Here is a 15121-nt window from a genome sequence, read left to right on the forward strand (position 1 = left end):
GGGATTAAATATGATTAAATTAATAACTAAATCTGTAATACTGGGTTTGTTACTTTCAGCCTCATGCTTTGCTGAAAGCAACAATACTTCAAGCTCTTTCAACAGTAAGAATCAAGTGACAGCTAAAGTTGATTACTCTCAATACAATACTGTTTTAGAGGCCTCAGTTCTTGAATTGGCTCGTTCAGATAGAGCATATATTTCCTATGGTGAAAACGAGCAAGGTCCTAATTTAGGAAGCAACCGAGCCACAGATGCTGAAGCAAACCGTTTTTATTATGAACAATTTATTGATGATCCAGAATTAAAAAAGTCAATGGCAGCTATAAAAAGCAATCTTGTTAGCTACTTAGCAAATAGCCAACTTGATAAATTAAGTAATGAAGAGCAAACAGCATTTTGGTTAAACCTACACAATGCAACGGTGATAAATGAATTAGCTGAGCGCTATCCAAAAGATACACATAGTTTATCTTATGATGTGTTTGATAAAAGCAGCTTCTTTTACAAAAAACAGTTCACTTATAATGGTCAGGCACTTAGTTTAGATGATATTGAATACAAAATATTAATGCCACTGAATAAAAACAATCCTCTTATTATGTACGGTTTTTATAAGGGTTATATCGGTTCTCCGAATATCAGAACTCAGGCATACACAGCTAATAACCTAATGTCTTCATTAATAGATAATGCCCAAGAGTTTATTAATTCAAATAGAGGGACAAATTACAGCAGTAACCTCCTTAATGTGTCAACCATGTACAAAGATAAGAAAGCATACTTTAATGACTTTAATAATGACTTGATTTCTCACTTAAGTTTGTATGCAAATAACGATTTACTCAGAAAATTAAAAACTAAAAAAACAGCTCTTTTTACTATCGATAATTATGACATTACCGATGTTACTGGTCCTAAGCACCGTGACTCTTACGATATTATTACTAGTAAATGGAAGAAAGCCTTGTTGATCCCCATGCATAGCTTTCCTCGTTTAAACGATCTAAATATTCCAGCTAAGCGAATTGTTATTCTTAGGGAGTTACAAAGAAAAAATAATTTGTTAAAAACAAATGTAAGTGGTGAAAACGCCTATTACGCTAAAAACTAATGATATAGTCCCTATTAAAAATGCGTACTAAATGCGCATTTTTTATATTTATTCTTCTTTATTTCTCTCACTAAGAACTATTGTTGGTTGATTAGCATAAACAACTAGGCAATTTTATGAAAACAATCGGCATGCTCGGAGGTATGAGTTGGGAGTCAACAGCCAGCTATTACAAAGTTTTAAACGAAGGCGTTAAAAACTCATTGGGTGGACTACATTCTGCCAAAATTTGTATGGTGAGCGTCGATTTTGCAAAAATTGAAGCGCTGCAGCATCAAGGCGATTGGCAACAAACAGCTAAGTTACTCACCAAGGCGGCTAAATCTGTTGAGGCTGGTGGTGCCGACTTTTTACTTATTTGTACCAACACTATGCATAAAGTGGCCGATGAGATTGCTAGTAATATTACCATTCCCATTTTGCACATCGCCGATGCCACCGCCGAGCAATTAAAGCACGATAACATTACGCGAGTAGGATTGTTGGGAACGCAATTTACAATGGAGCAAAACTTTTACAAAGAGCGTTTAACCGATAAGCATAACATTGAGGTATTAATACCTGAGCCGAATGAGCGAAAGCGAGTGCACGAGGTTATTTATTCGCAGTTATGCCAAGGGATTATTGATGACGATTCGCGAGCCGATTATGTGCGTATTATAGAGCGATTATTTGAGCAAGGCGCGCAGGCCATCATTTTAGGCTGTACTGAAATCGCCTTGTTGGTAAAGTCACAACATACGCAGGTTCCGCTTTACGACACCACCAAAATACATGCCGAAGCAGCAGTGAAGTTAGCGCTGGCAAAATAGTTAAGCTTGAGATAACAAAAAACCGCCAATTGGCGGTTTTTTATTAGCAAGTAAAGCTTTTAACACGCTTTATATTAATGACCTTTCTCAAAGTCATTTACTTCGCGCTCGGCTTCATCTTTGGATTTACCGTATTTTTGCTGAATTTTACCAACAAGCTCGGTACGGCTACCTTTAATTTTATCTAAATCATCGTTGGTAAGATCGCCCCATTTTTGTTGCGCTTTACCTTTAAGTTCTTTCCAGTTTCCTTCGATACGATCGCTATTCATAATTAGCTCCTTATTAAGAGTGATGATTTTTCATTTTAAAAGCGTTACTAATAAAATGATTTTTAACGTTCAATTATATAGGTGCAAAGCCTATACCAGAAAGTGAAATATTAAGTTTTAGCTATATATCAAGCAGTTATGATATTTTGGTGCGTAAAGCTTTTTAGCTGGTGGCGAGTTTTATAAAAATTCTGCAGGGTGGCTTGTAATTATTTCAGGGACTGTTACTTCAGGGGGGATTATTACAGGAACACTGTGCTGGATTTTATAAGAACAAAAAAAGCGAGCTATTAAAGCTCGCTTTGCTGTTTAATAAAGGAATTAATGTCTAAAGTTTGGCATTAGCGCAGGAATGCCTGGCAGCATACCTACCAGTGCCATTACACCGGTTAATAACACAAACATTATAAGTGGGATGACCCAGCGACTCATTCGCGATAAATCAGCACTTCTTTCTTTACAGCCAATAAGGCCTAAGTTATCAAGTAGCATAGTTAGTGACCAACCAAATGCAGGGTTTACTAGGCTTGATGCAAACACCACAATGGCGGCTGATTGGGTGGTTTTACCTTCTCGGGTCATTTCCATACCCGCTTCAAGTAGTGGAATAAACACCCCTACAATTAAGGCAACACACAATACTGGCTGCCAAATAGCTAAGTCCATTGGGTAACCCCAAACACCCGCGATAATACAAAATAACGCAGTTAAAATTGCGCCTGCAGGAATAGGGCGTTTTGCAATAGCAGCAGGAACAATGTAAGTGCCCCAAGATGACGCAAAGTTAGCACCGCCTAATAGCGAGCCAAAGGTTTGTCTTGTTGATGCGCTAAGCATGGTATCGTCAATATTCATTTGTACTTTTTCAGTACGCTCTGGGTAACTAATTTTTTGAAATACTTGATGGCCTAAAAAGTCAGGCGACCACATAGCAACCGCTAAAACTGCAAAAGGAAGTACAACCACAAAGCTTTCTGCTGTTGGTAAGCCAAGCATCCAGCCGGTGTTTTCGCCCCACCAGTACATAGGGTTCATGTTTGGTAAGCCCGGTGCAGTATGAAACTCAAACGGTGCGCCCAATGCAAAAGCAGTAAAACCACCAATTAAACAGCTCAGAGGCACGGCTAACCAGCGTTTTTTGTAATGCTCCAATAAAGCATAAAGTAAAATTGTGGCTAAGATTACGATAAAGGCAATATGGGTCATTTGAATTTCTTCAGCCCATGCAAATAGTTTTTTAACCTGAGAAATGGTACCCACAAAGCCTAAATAGAGAAGCAAGCCACCACATACCCCTTTACTGGTGAGCTTGGCCATGAGACTGCCGCCTTTACTAAATGCTAATATCAATCCAAAGGCACCTATGAGCAAACCAAAGGCCATAGGGTGTCCGCCTGCGGCAACCACAATAGGAATTAATGGAATGAGTGGGCCATGAGTACCCGCTAAGTTAGCGGTCGGTAAAATAAAGCCAGAAAATAGTAAAATAAATAACGAAACAATTAAAAGTTCGTAGCGTACGTTTTCAAGTACAAAGCCATCACTCAACCCCAAAGGGCCTGCAAAAGTGGCAGCAATGGCTGCAACCATCACAACTTTACCTATAGTTGCGGCCATCGCTGGAATGGTGTCTTCAAATTCAAAGCGATAATCTCTAAACGGTAAATTTGGACGCCAGCGTTTTGGCTGCATAATTTGCAGCTCGTGCTCTAGGTAAGCGTCGCGACTTTCAAACTCAGAGCTGGGTTTATGAAGATTTTCATAGCTATCGGACACGGTTTGAGTATCCGCTCCTGGTATAGCATCAGATGAATTATCATCTAGCGGCTTGGTGGTCATGACTTCTCCTGCAACTTAGTTGCTAACTCAAAATAAAAATACAGCTTTTACAAAGCAAATGAACGTTGAGTGCGCAGGGTAAAACAGCTTGCTACAGATTGTAATTAGGCAAAAGGTAGTGCATAGCCCAGTTTAACGCTTTGTAAGTGTTAACAAAAATAGCAAAGGGATGTGTTGTAACTGGCTTGTTAAATTTAAAAGTTCTTTAAATTCAGTGGTTTATTGTTTTGTTTTTACAGTGTGATCTTGTCATGCAGAATAGCGAAAAGGTCATGAAATCAGCAGATTCAGCAGCAATCATTCTTTAGTCTAATAAAGGTGACGTTAGCCGCTATTTGCTTATTATAAATACAATTAGCCGCAAAGTTGCACAAAAGCTAATAATACTAAGTTTTAGCGGAACAACTATTTTTGGACTCAAGATAGGGTTTTAAAAGGTAATAATAGGAGTAAAGTAAAAATATAGCGCAAAGTGACTAAACAAGAAAATGCCTTTATGTAATGTATTTATAAAGGCATTTCTGGGTAAGCTTGTTTGTTTTCACCGCCAGTTAAGCGCTGTAATAACCGACGTTGGCTTGAGAGTAATTGCCCTGAGCGTTCATTCATTATTTTGCAGGTTTTAGTTTTTAGCTCAAGCTGATGCAATAGCTTAGTAGTAAGGGTGTTTATATCAACAGGTAGAAGCGCGGTTAATTGTGCTAAACCTTCTTTGCCACCTTGTAAGCCTAAACTCACCAAAAAGCCATCGCGCTGGTTGTGCGATTCATTTAAGCTTTCTAAAAAGCCGAGCATTTTTTTATTATGTGTTTCTAGCTGCACATTACGTTGGCTTAGCAATTCGTATTGCGTTTCAAGTAATTCAATTAATGCGTCTAGCTTAATAATGTCTTGTTGCAGACTTACAATATACTCTTTTACAGTTTTCATTTTTTATGAAGTTCAACCATAGCGTTAACGGTTTCATCAATGTTAATTTTAAATTCACCACTGGCAATTGCCGCTTTCATCATGGCTACTTTATCCATATCAACGTCTGGCTTTGCAGCTAAATCTTGAAATGTTGAGTCTATTGATTTACTTAATGCACTCACTGAGTTTGCTTGCTCTTGTTTAGTCGCTACAGGTTGTTGCTCTGGTTTTACATCCAGTGAAGAACGCTGGTTTGTTTTTTGGCTTTGCTCTAACGCAGTGGTTGTTATTGCACTTATATTCATTGTTTATTACCTAATTCGTTTATCGAATTTATATTGCTTAGTTTATATCAGCGACCAAGTACAAGCATTACTTAACTTTTATTTCGACATTTTTTAAAATGCCGCCTCTGCCACACCTTGCGCAATTACTCTACCTTGAACTACTTTTTTTGATGATAAATTTTTTACATTAATAACCTCACCAAGCTGACCATCTTCAAGAGCAATGGCTTTAACATTGGCCGAGAAAGTTGCGGTATTTATTTGCAGTGAAATATGCTCATTTTTATTGATTAAATACTGCTTTTCTAGGTAGCGGGTGGAGATCACCGTTCCTTTATCAATCTCGCGTTTAACGGTGAGTCCAACTAGCTGATCAATACCGGTTTCGCCTTGATGGCGGTGCTTGCCTAAATCCACGCTTTTATATTCTAAGTCTTGCTTATTAAGCACTTTACCTCGGTTTAAAGTGTGCTTGGCAGCTACTAGGTTTATCCACACACTTACTTTGGCACTGGCCCTAAAACGCCAAGCAGGCGATGGGCAAGATACAGAAATACTCACCCTGCCTGCAGGTGGCGTGTGATTTTGTGAGCGAGTGATTTGCAATTCATCACAGCTTAAATTTTCGCTGCCTTTAGGAATAAATAATTCTATATCTTGTCGCTGACTTTGCGAATTAACCGAGCGCAAATAGCTCTTAATTTCACTGTGCAAAAACTGCCGAATTTCTTTATCAAAATTAATGGGGATGGCCATAGCATGGGCTGGCAGAAGTCCAATAGTTAAAAGTAAGCGGAAAAGCCAACGCTTCCCTTGGGGAAGTTTAGCTTCCGTGTGTTGGGTTGTTTTTTGCTCTTTTTTTATGTAAGTCATTGAAAAAATATACTTTTAAAAGTTGGCATAAAGGTTGTTATACACAAGGTAGAAAGTGTATGCGAAGCGCGAAAGCATACAAGAAACAAAAATTAGAGGCAACAATGGAACTATTTGATAAAGCGTTAGGTGTTCACCCTTTTTCAATGAAATTAAGGTTAGACAGAGCAGAAGTCATTGCCAGTAACTTGGCTAATGTTGACACGCCTGGGTTTAAATCTCGAGATGTAGATTACCGTCAAATTATGCAAAGTGTTTCATCCAGTTTTTCGCAAAACAGAGATATTGATTTTGCTGGTGTACAAACGGATGAACTTAAATATCGCGTTCCTTATCAACCATCAAGTGATGGCAACACTGTTGAGTTAAATATTGAGCAAGCAAAATTTGCCAGCAACAGTATGGATTTTCAAACCAGTTTGACCTTCTTAAATATGAAAATAAATGGCTTACATAAAGTTATTTCAGGGAAATCATAATGTCTTTTAATTCAATTTATGACGCTAGCGGCAGCGCCATGCGCGCTCAAGTTATTCGCCTCGATACCATTGCATCTAACCTAGCCAATGCCGATACCGCAGCCGGTTCAGAAGCCGACGCTTACAAGGCACTTAAACCAGTATTTTCTGCTTTGTACAAACAAACACAAGACAGCCAATCAATTTCAGCCTCGGTTGATGTATTAGGGATCACTGAGTCAAATCGTGCGGTAGAGCAGCGCTACGAGCCAAATAACCCAATTGCTAACAACGATGGTTATGTATTTTACTCCAACGTAAATGCACTTGAAGAAATGGCCGACATGATGTCTGCAAGTCGTAGCTACCAAACATCTGTTGAAGTTATGGGGCGTGTAAATAGCATGCAGCAAAGCATTCTTAAGTTAGGACAATAATTTTATGCAAGTTAATTCAGCCGTTCCAAGCGCAGCCGACGGGGCAAAAAACACCACGAATATTGCCGGTAATAGTTCAGCAGATGAAATGTCGACCATGTTTTTAGAGTTACTCGTTGCGCAAATCAGCAATCAAAATCCATTACAACCTATGGACGGCACCCAATATGTGAGCCAGCTTGCGGAGTTTTCTAATGTTGAGTCGTTACAAAGCATTCGCCAAAACACCGCCGATGGTTTGGATTATGTGAGCAGCTTAGCGGTGCTTGAAGCCACTAATATGGTTAGTCAAACGGTTGATGTGCAAGCAAGCAGTATTGCCCTTGAACAAGATGGCAGTGTCTCTGGCATGGTTAATTTAGGGGAACCCGCAGACTCTGTCACTGTGCAACTTTATAACCAAGATGGTGAATTAGTTGAAGAAAAACAACTGCCTTATTCTGGAGTCGGTTCATTGCGTTTTGAATTTGAAAACCAAGAAGCCGGTGCGTATGCAGTGAGAGCGTATGCCACTACTGAAGATGTACCAAAGCAGCTTGATACTTGGCTAAGTGGTGAGGTTGAGCGTGTTTCTGTAGGTAAATCGTTAGAAGATATTTTATTACAAGTCGATGGTTTGGGTAATTTTGGTATCACTGAAATTAATCAAGTGGCATAAATAAGAGGAATAAATAATATGTCTATGTTCAATATAGGATTAAGTGGTCTTAAAAGTACCCAAACAGGATTAGAAGTAACCAGTAATAATATTGCTAACTCGGGTACTGCTGGTTATAAAAATAACACCGCAGAATTTGCCGCGGTTTATAACGGCAGTCAACGCGGTGGCGTTAAAGTTGCCAATGTTAAAGAAGATTTTGTCACCGGTGGTGAAATTGTGCGCACTGGTAATGCGCTGGATATTGCTATTGATGGCCAAGGTTTTTTTGCCATATCAGAAAACGGCCGCACGGCTTACACCCAAGCAGGCCAGTTTCAGTTAGATAACGACTTAAATATTGTTAATGCCAACGGCGGCAAACTACAAGGTTTTGGCGTGTCTCAGGTTGATGGTGGTGATCCGACAATTGTACCGGGTGTGTTAACCGATTTAAAAATTGAAGCCTCAAACATAGAAGCACAAGCTAGCACTAATATTAACTTTAACGGTAACTTAAGTTCTTCTAGCGACGTGATTGCTTATCCAACAGCTCCTGCGGTATTTGATCCTAAAGATGGTAGCCAATATAACTTTTCTCAATCTACCGAAGTATTCGACTCCTTAGGTAACAGCCATGTAATGACCCAGTATTTTAACCATACGGGTAGCAACGAATGGCAAGCGATGTTTTTCTTAGATGGTAAACCCCTTACTCAAGCTCAGCTTTCAGCGCTTGGTGCGACGACAGGTACTCAAGCTATTGATGATGGTGCGGGTGGTTCAATTAACGCCGGTACCATTACACTTAACTTTGATACCGATGGCCAAATGGTGCCGTTTTCAGGCGACTTAACGGCGGTTGATTTAGAGGTACCTATTACTTCAACGCCAGGTAATGCAGAAATAACCAGTGGCGCAGCAGCATTAAATATCGCGCTTAAATTCGATGGTACAACGCAGTTTGGTTCAAGTTTCAGTGTTAACGAAAACGATGCCAACGGCTATACCTCAGGGGCGTTTTCTGGTGTAAAAGTTGAAGACGACGGCCGTGTATTTGCAACATTTACTAACGGTGAATCTAAATTACAAGGTCAGGTTGTACTTGCCTCGTTTGCGAATGTTGATGGTTTAGAGCAAGGCAGTAATACCGTGTGGTATCAAACTGAAGAGTCAGGCTCTGCACTTTATGGCGAGCCAGAAAGTGGCTCACTGGGTAAATTACTGTCGGGTTCATTTATGGGCTCAAATGTTGATATTAGTGAACAGCTGGTTGGCTTAATGTCATTTCAACAAAATTACCAAGCCAATGCTAAAACCATCAGCAGTGCTGATGAAATGATGCAAATTTTATTTAGTAATACCTAAGGAAGCTAAGCGTGGAAAAGTTAATTTATACCGCCGTTTCGGGTGCTGAACTTAATAATACCGCCTTACGCGTTGCTGCAAATAACTTAGCAAATGTTAGCACTGTAGGTTTTAAGGCCGACTTAGAGCAAGCGCAATCAATGATGGTACAAGGCGAGGGCTTTCGTACTCGTTACCACGCGCAACTAACACCAGTAACTACTGACTTATCGTCAGGGCCAATCATGGATACTGGCCGTAATCTTGATATAGCGCTGAGCAATGGCGGTTATTTAGAGGTGATGGATGACAATGGCGAACCGGCTTATACCCGCGCGGGTAATTTAGTGGTTGATGCCGATGGCTTTATTACTGTTAATGGTCGACGTGTGCAAGGTGACGGTGGCGATATTCAACTTCCTGAGTTTGGTGATATTGAAATTGGCTCAAACGGCATGATCAACTTAACCCCCATTGGCGGTGGTGTAATTGCAGAAGATGCGCAAATTAAATTAGCCAGTACCGATGCAAACTTAATCAAAGGTGCTGATGGCTTACTCAGAGCTAACGATTTACAGCCGCTTGAAGCCGACGAAACAATTACAGTAAGAACCGGTGCTTTAGAAGGTTCTAATGTGAATGCCGTGGCTGAAATGATCAAAACAATGAATATCAGTCGCCAATTTGAAATGAACGTAAAAATGATGAAGTCTGCTGACGAATTAGCGACCAGCGGCAATAAGCTTATCAGTGGACGTGGGTAAATAGGAAGCCAAACATGAATTCAGCATTATGGGTGAGTAAAACCGGTCTTGCAGCGCAAGATTTAAGAATGACAACAATATCTAATAACCTCGCGAACGTGAGCACTGCCGGTTTTAAAAAAGACAGAGCGGTATTTGAAGACTTATTTTACCAAGTACAAAAACAACCTGGCGCGCAGGTAGATGAGCTTAATCAGCTGCCATCTGGGATTCAGGTTGGAACCGGTGTGCGTATTAACGGCACGCAAAAGCAATTTACCGAAGGTAGTTTTGAAACAACCAGTAACCAGTTAGATGTGGCCATTGCTGGGCAAGGTTTCTTTCAAATTGAAAGCCCTGACGGCGAGTTATTATTTACCCGTAACGGTCAGTTTCAGCTTAACTCTGAGTCATTACTGGTAAATAGCAACGGCTTACCATTAGCACAAAATATTGCGCTACCAGAGGGCACCACTAAAGTAAGTATTGGCACCGACGGCACCGTTACTGCGGTAGTAGGTAAGGATGCGCAAGCGGTTGAGTTAGGCCAAATGTTAACGGTTAACTTTGCAAACCCTGCAGGCTTACAGAGCTTAGGTGGCAATTTGTACCGCGAAACAGCGGCATCCGGTGAACCTGTTGAGGGTATCCCCGGTGAAGATGCTTTTGGGGGCTTACAACAATTTACTATTGAAGGCTCAAACGTGAGCGTCGTTGATGAAATGGTGAGCATGATTGCCGTACAGCGCGCTTACGAGATGAACGCTAAAGTAGTCTCTGCGGCAGATGAAATGCTGCGCTTTATAAACCAAAACGTATGATTATGATGAATAAGTTAACATTATTTTTGCTGCTTTTAGGTGTTGCTGGTTGTAGCAATACCCCATCAAAAACCCAAATGGTGGAATGCGAAGTGGTGTATGGGGAAGTGAAATGTCCACAAAGCACCACTCAAAAATCAGTTCAAGACTATGAAATAAGCCAAGATGCCTATGCACAGGGTTTGAATCAGCAAGATGGTAGCTTATTTCAAGATAACTATATGTTTTCTTTGTATGCAGATAAACGTGCTTACCGAGTTGGCGATATTTTAACTGTGGTGCTTAACGAGCGCACGCAATCAAGTAAAAGTGCCGATTCGAGTTTAGATAAAAGTACCGACTTGGATGTTTCAGTGCCAGTTGCTGGTGCACTCAATGTAGCTGATTTTAATTTGGGTATAGGCTCGAGTGCCAAGTTTGACGGTGAAAGCAGCGCCAGCCAACAAAACTTCCTCAGTGGCGCTATTACCGTGCGGGTTAATCATGTTTTATCTAATGGGTCGCTGGTTATTAAAGGGCGTAAGCAAATTAAACTTAACCAAGGCGATGAATACATTGAAATTGAAGGGCTAGTTCGCCCTGGCGATATTGATGTAAGTAACCGTGTTTCGTCGCTTCGTATTGCTGAAGCGCAAATAAGCTATACCGGCAAAGGCACATTGGCTGATGCGAATCGTCCAGGTTGGTTTACCACTTTATTTACCCGATTCTTAAACCCGTTCTAAGGGATTACTGAGGTTTTAATGAAATATTTACTATTAATGCTAGTGTGCTTTTTTAGCCTATTAGCGCCTGCAACTGTGACCGCCAAAGCACGTCCATTATTAGATATTGTTGATGTGCTAGGTGTGCGAGAAAACCAACTCGTGGGTTACGGTTTAGTAGTGGGCTTGCCGGGGTCGGGTGATAAAGCCCAAGTAAAATTTGCCGGCCAATCGCTAAGTAATATGCTAAAGCAATTTGGTGTCTCTGTAGATGAAGAGCGATTACCAAAATCAAAAAATATAGCGGCTGTTGCTGTCCATGCTACGTTGCCGCCTATGGGAAGCCCAGGCCAAGCCATTGATGTAACTGTGAACTCATTGGGTGATGCAAAAAGCTTACATGGTGGCAGCTTAATGTTGACCCCGTTAAAGGGGGTTGATGGCAAAGTGTATGCGCTAGCACAAGGTAATTTAGTGGTGGGCGGCATTAATGCTAGCGGTAAAAGTGGCTCCTCGGTGACTGTTAATGTGCCTACTTCAGGGCTTATTCCTAATGGTGCAATTATTGAGCGCAGTGTTATGGCTATGTATGAAAGTCAAAGTGATGTAATTCTTAATTTAAAAGATCCAAATTATCAAACTGCCCGCAATGTTGTACGTGCTATTAATAAAGTATTTGGGCCTGATGTAGCTACTGCTGAAAACTGGGCGCGCTTAGTGGTTAGTGCGCCAAGCGATGCCAATAGTCGCAACACGTTTATGTCGATGCTACAAGATATTACTGTAGAGCAAGGTTCTGAGCGCCCAAAAATTGTATTTAATAGCCGCACAGGTACTGTCGTAATGAACAATACAGTGCGAGTTAATCAGGCTGCGGTTAACCATGGCAATTTAACCATTACCATAAGTGAACAAGAGCAAGTGTCGCAACCAGGGCCGTTTTCAAATGGCCAAACTACGACCACGCAATCAAGTGATATCACAGTAGATCAACAACAAAAAAATATGCTGTTGTGGCCTGAAGGCACCTCATTAGATGAAATTGTAAAAGCGGTAAATGCACTTGGCGCAACGCCAGCCGAGCTTATGTCGATATTAATTGCACTTGATAATGCTGGGGCTCTAGAAGCCGAGCTATTAGTTATTTAAAGGAAATAGCCATGAAAATAGAGTCATCAACCCAATTATCTCAGTCATTAGCGATTGACCCCACTCATCTTGAAAACATTACTGGTAACAGTGAGGCAGGCGTTAAACAGGCGGCAGAGCAGTTTGAAGCCATTTTTTTACAGCTGGTATTAAAAAGTATGGATAGCACCACCAAAACTATGGCCGGTGACAATGGTTTTTTTAATAGTAACGAGCAAGCGCAATTTAGAGATATGCATAATGCTCAAACCGCGCAGCATTTAGCGTCAACTCATCAACTGGGTTTAGCCGAAGCGATTGTTAAGCAGTTTGATGAGAAAATTGCCCCCATAGAAAATACATTTAAGAATAGCCAAAGCTTGGTCGCTAATGATCAACATAAAGGTGCTGAAAGCGTTGAGCCAACCCAAAGCTATGATATTTATGCGGGGTCGGCATTTGTTCAGCCATTGAATGCTAATACGATTAGGTAGTTAATTATGTCTATGTTAAATAACGCGTTAAGCGGCCTCAATGCTGCAAATATTGCGCTGACTGTGTCAGGGCAAAATGTCGCGAATGCAGCCGTTGAGGGTTATTCGCGTCAGCAAGCTCAATTTAAAACCTCTAATGTATATTTAGGCGGGGTTGAGGTGGCGTCTGTTGATCGGGTTGTTGACGCCTTTTTAAATGACGATATTTGGCGCACTAATTCTGATACCACTTATTATGAAAACAAACAGTCATACCTAGGTTTTATTGAGCAAATCATTGGTACCGACTCGTTAAACTTAAATAACTCTCTTGCAAGCCTAACAGATGCACTCAATGCTGCAGCAACCAAGCCTGATTCACAGGCTTTCAGGCAACAATTTTTATCCTCTGCAGAGGGCTTTATGCAAGATATTGCGCAAATTAATGGCGCTTTGGCAGGACAAGCAACAAAGTTAAATGCACAAATGAGTAATGTGGCGCTTAATGTGTCTTCTATTACTAAGCAAATAGCCGAAATTAACAGTAGCATTGGATTAGCAACAGCAAACAAGCAATCAACCGCAGAGTTAAAAGATAATCGAGAACGCCTAGTAAACCAGTTATCAGGGCATATTGGCGTATCTATTGTTGAGCGAGATAATGGCTTTATTGATATTAGTACCTTAAGTGGTGCTCCGCTGGTGGTAGGGAGTAAAGCGGCATCAATCTCAGTAAATGGAACAACAGTAACGAGTAACTTTATTGGTCAAGAATTCACCCTTGATAAAAACGTTGGTGGTCAATTTGGTGGCTTAATAAGCGTTGATAACGATGTAATAAAACCAACCCTTGCAACCTTAAATAGCTTAGTTGCCGACCTTGCCGATGATATGAACGGTGCATTACAAAGTGGTTTTGATTTAAATAACGACCCCGGTGAAGCACTGTTTACATACAACCCATTAAACCCATTAGGGACGATTGAGATTAACCCTGCGATCACCACTGATAAACTTGGTTTTAAAGACAGTAGTACCTCAGGACCTGGTGATAATTCTAATATTGCTAATATTGTTGCTTCAATGGCAGGAAAAGGCGATAAGTTTACGTTATTAGTAGGAGATCTTGCTATTACTAGTAAGCAAAACTTAAATAGCATTACCACCGCTACTAATTTAAGTGAAAACGCCATTGCTGCACGCGATAGCTACAGCGGTGTAAACCTTGATGAAGAAGCGGCAAATTTAATGCATTTTCAACAAATGTATAGTGCCAATGCCAAAGTAATTAGCACGGCAGATCAAATGTTTAAATCTTTACTGCAAATGTTTTAAAGGGCAATGTTATGCGAGTTAGTAGTCACCAGTTTCATTTAAATTCAATTAAAAACATTCAAAGTAATACTGAAAACTTTAACGAAAAGTCAATTCAGCTGGCAACCAATAAGCGAATTCTTAAGCCCTCAGATGATCCGCTTGGCACCGTGATGATCATGAACTTAGGTTCAGAAATTAAATCACTAGAGCAATACAAAACCAATATGGATGCGGTTAACTTTTCATTAGGTCAACAAGAAGTACAGCTAACCGGTATTGTTAACCAAATATATTCACTGCAAAGTTTAATTACCACCGCCGCCGATGGCTCAATGGGTGAGGCTGAAATAAAAGCACTCGGCCAAGAAATGAGTGTGGCTTTCCCGGCAATTGTTGATTTACTAAATGCTACCGACAGCGATGGGCAATATTTTTTTTCAGGCAGTAAAACCGATGAAAAACCCTTTCAAATTGATGCCACGGGTAATTATGTTTATGCCGGTGACGATATTGTCAGAGAAGTCGCTGTATCTGACGACTCAAGTGTAAAAAACAATATCGTAGGTAATGATTTAGACCCCGGTGCCGGTTTTTTAAATGCCATGCAAGACTATCTTGTTGATGTAAATAATCCGCCAGCAGGTGGTGTTGGCAATCAATCACGGGTGATGATAGATAAATTAGCTGACTTTTTAGGTACTATTAGTAGCCAAGTGACCACCATAGGCTCTACTATGGCTTCGCTTGATTCGATTACTACCAGTAATCTAGATATCACCACATTTACGGTTAACTTGCAGGACGATTTGAGTGCTGTAGATTATCCAGAAGCGTTTATTTCGATGAATGAATCTATGGCGGCGTATGAATCATCGATGCAGGTTTACTCGACAGTAAGTAAACTTTCATTGTTTTCATACATTTAAAATTATAATACTTTCAGGAAC

18 protein-coding genes are annotated in these 15121 nt (G+C 40.5%); 13 read left to right on the forward strand and 5 right to left on the reverse strand.

The window, feature by feature from the left end; translation table 11 throughout:
* The first annotated feature begins 10 nt into the window (after positions 1-10).
* On the forward strand, positions 11-1114 hold the full coding sequence (locus CWB78_RS03085; RefSeq protein WP_138594155.1) for a DUF547 domain-containing protein: 1104 nt from the start codon (positions 11-13) through the stop codon (positions 1112-1114).
* A 116-nt stretch (positions 1115-1230) separates the two neighbouring features.
* Positions 1231-1926: an aspartate/glutamate racemase family protein gene (locus CWB78_RS03090; protein ID WP_138594157.1), complete on the forward strand. Its 696-nt coding sequence runs from the start codon at positions 1231-1233 to the stop codon at positions 1924-1926.
* 74 nt (positions 1927-2000) lie between these two features.
* On the opposite strand, the gene CWB78_RS03095 is transcribed toward CWB78_RS03090, so the two are convergent.
* From CWB78_RS03095 to flgA, 5 genes are all read right to left on the reverse strand, one after another.
* Positions 2001-2198: a CsbD family protein gene (locus CWB78_RS03095; protein WP_138594159.1), complete on the reverse strand. Its 198-nt coding sequence runs from the start codon at positions 2196-2198 to the stop codon at positions 2001-2003.
* Positions 2199-2519: 321 nt separating this feature from the next.
* Complete coding sequence (locus CWB78_RS03100; RefSeq protein WP_138594161.1) at positions 2520-4037, reverse strand: DUF3360 family protein; 1518 nt, start codon at positions 4035-4037, stop codon at positions 2520-2522.
* Between the two features lie 507 nt (positions 4038-4544).
* Positions 4545-4967: a flagellar export chaperone FlgN gene (flgN, locus tag CWB78_RS03105; protein WP_138594163.1), complete on the reverse strand. Its 423-nt coding sequence runs from the start codon at positions 4965-4967 to the stop codon at positions 4545-4547.
* The gene (gene flgM, locus CWB78_RS03110; protein WP_138594165.1) at positions 4964-5254 is read right to left on the reverse strand and encodes a flagellar biosynthesis anti-sigma factor FlgM; all 291 of its coding nucleotides are present in this window, start codon (positions 5252-5254) and stop codon (positions 4964-4966) included. Before flgM ends, flgN begins: the two co-directional genes overlap by 4 nt.
* A 93-nt stretch (positions 5255-5347) precedes the next feature.
* Positions 5348-6109, reverse strand: a complete 762-nt coding sequence (flgA, locus tag CWB78_RS03115) for a flagellar basal body P-ring formation chaperone FlgA (protein WP_138594167.1) — start codon at positions 6107-6109, stop codon at positions 5348-5350.
* 59 nt (positions 6110-6168) lie between these two features.
* On the opposite strand from flgA, the gene flgB reads away from it, so the two are divergent.
* The 11 genes from flgB to flgL are packed head-to-tail and all read left to right on the forward strand — an operon-like array spanning position 6169 to position 15100.
* The gene (gene flgB, locus CWB78_RS03120; RefSeq protein WP_138594169.1) at positions 6169-6588 is read left to right on the forward strand and encodes a flagellar basal body rod protein FlgB; all 420 of its coding nucleotides are present in this window, start codon (positions 6169-6171) and stop codon (positions 6586-6588) included.
* A complete protein-coding gene (gene flgC, locus CWB78_RS03125; protein WP_010391144.1) occupies positions 6588-7004 on the forward strand; it encodes a flagellar basal body rod protein FlgC in 417 nt (138 codons plus the stop codon). Before flgB ends, flgC begins: the two co-directional genes overlap by 1 nt.
* 4 nt (positions 7005-7008) lie before the next feature.
* On the forward strand, positions 7009-7662 hold the full coding sequence (locus CWB78_RS03130) for a flagellar hook assembly protein FlgD (RefSeq protein ID WP_138594171.1): 654 nt from the start codon (positions 7009-7011) through the stop codon (positions 7660-7662).
* Positions 7663-7680: 18 nt separating this feature from the next.
* Positions 7681-9009, forward strand: a complete 1329-nt coding sequence (locus CWB78_RS03135; RefSeq protein WP_010391149.1) for a flagellar hook protein FlgE — start codon at positions 7681-7683, stop codon at positions 9007-9009.
* A gap of 11 nt (positions 9010-9020) precedes the next feature.
* Positions 9021-9752, forward strand: coding sequence for a flagellar basal body rod protein FlgF (locus CWB78_RS03140; protein ID WP_075170645.1), 732 nt, complete (start codon positions 9021-9023; stop codon positions 9750-9752).
* Positions 9753-9766: 14 nt separating this feature from the next.
* Complete coding sequence (gene flgG / locus CWB78_RS03145) at positions 9767-10552, forward strand: flagellar basal-body rod protein FlgG (RefSeq protein WP_010391154.1); 786 nt, start codon at positions 9767-9769, stop codon at positions 10550-10552.
* Between the two features lie 2 nt (positions 10553-10554).
* The gene (locus CWB78_RS03150) at positions 10555-11277 is read left to right on the forward strand and encodes a flagellar basal body L-ring protein FlgH (protein ID WP_249362299.1); all 723 of its coding nucleotides are present in this window, start codon (positions 10555-10557) and stop codon (positions 11275-11277) included.
* Between the two features lie 18 nt (positions 11278-11295).
* A complete protein-coding gene (locus CWB78_RS03155) occupies positions 11296-12405 on the forward strand; it encodes a flagellar basal body P-ring protein FlgI (protein ID WP_010391158.1) in 1110 nt (369 codons plus the stop codon).
* Between the two features lie 11 nt (positions 12406-12416).
* Positions 12417-12878 carry a rod-binding protein gene (locus tag CWB78_RS03160; RefSeq protein WP_055011657.1) on the forward strand — a complete coding sequence of 154 codons (462 nt, stop codon included), beginning with the start codon at positions 12417-12419 and terminating at the stop codon, positions 12876-12878.
* Between the two features lie 6 nt (positions 12879-12884).
* Complete coding sequence (gene flgK / locus CWB78_RS03165; protein WP_010391163.1) at positions 12885-14192, forward strand: flagellar hook-associated protein FlgK; 1308 nt, start codon at positions 12885-12887, stop codon at positions 14190-14192.
* 11 nt (positions 14193-14203) lie between these two features.
* On the forward strand, positions 14204-15100 hold the full coding sequence (gene flgL, locus CWB78_RS03170) for a flagellar hook-associated protein FlgL (RefSeq protein ID WP_090494117.1): 897 nt from the start codon (positions 14204-14206) through the stop codon (positions 15098-15100).
* The last annotated feature ends 21 nt before the right edge of the window (positions 15101-15121 follow it).

Source organism: Pseudoalteromonas sp. S1612 (assembly GCF_005887175.1).
Classification (GTDB): domain Bacteria; phylum Pseudomonadota; class Gammaproteobacteria; order Enterobacterales; family Alteromonadaceae; genus Pseudoalteromonas; species Pseudoalteromonas undina.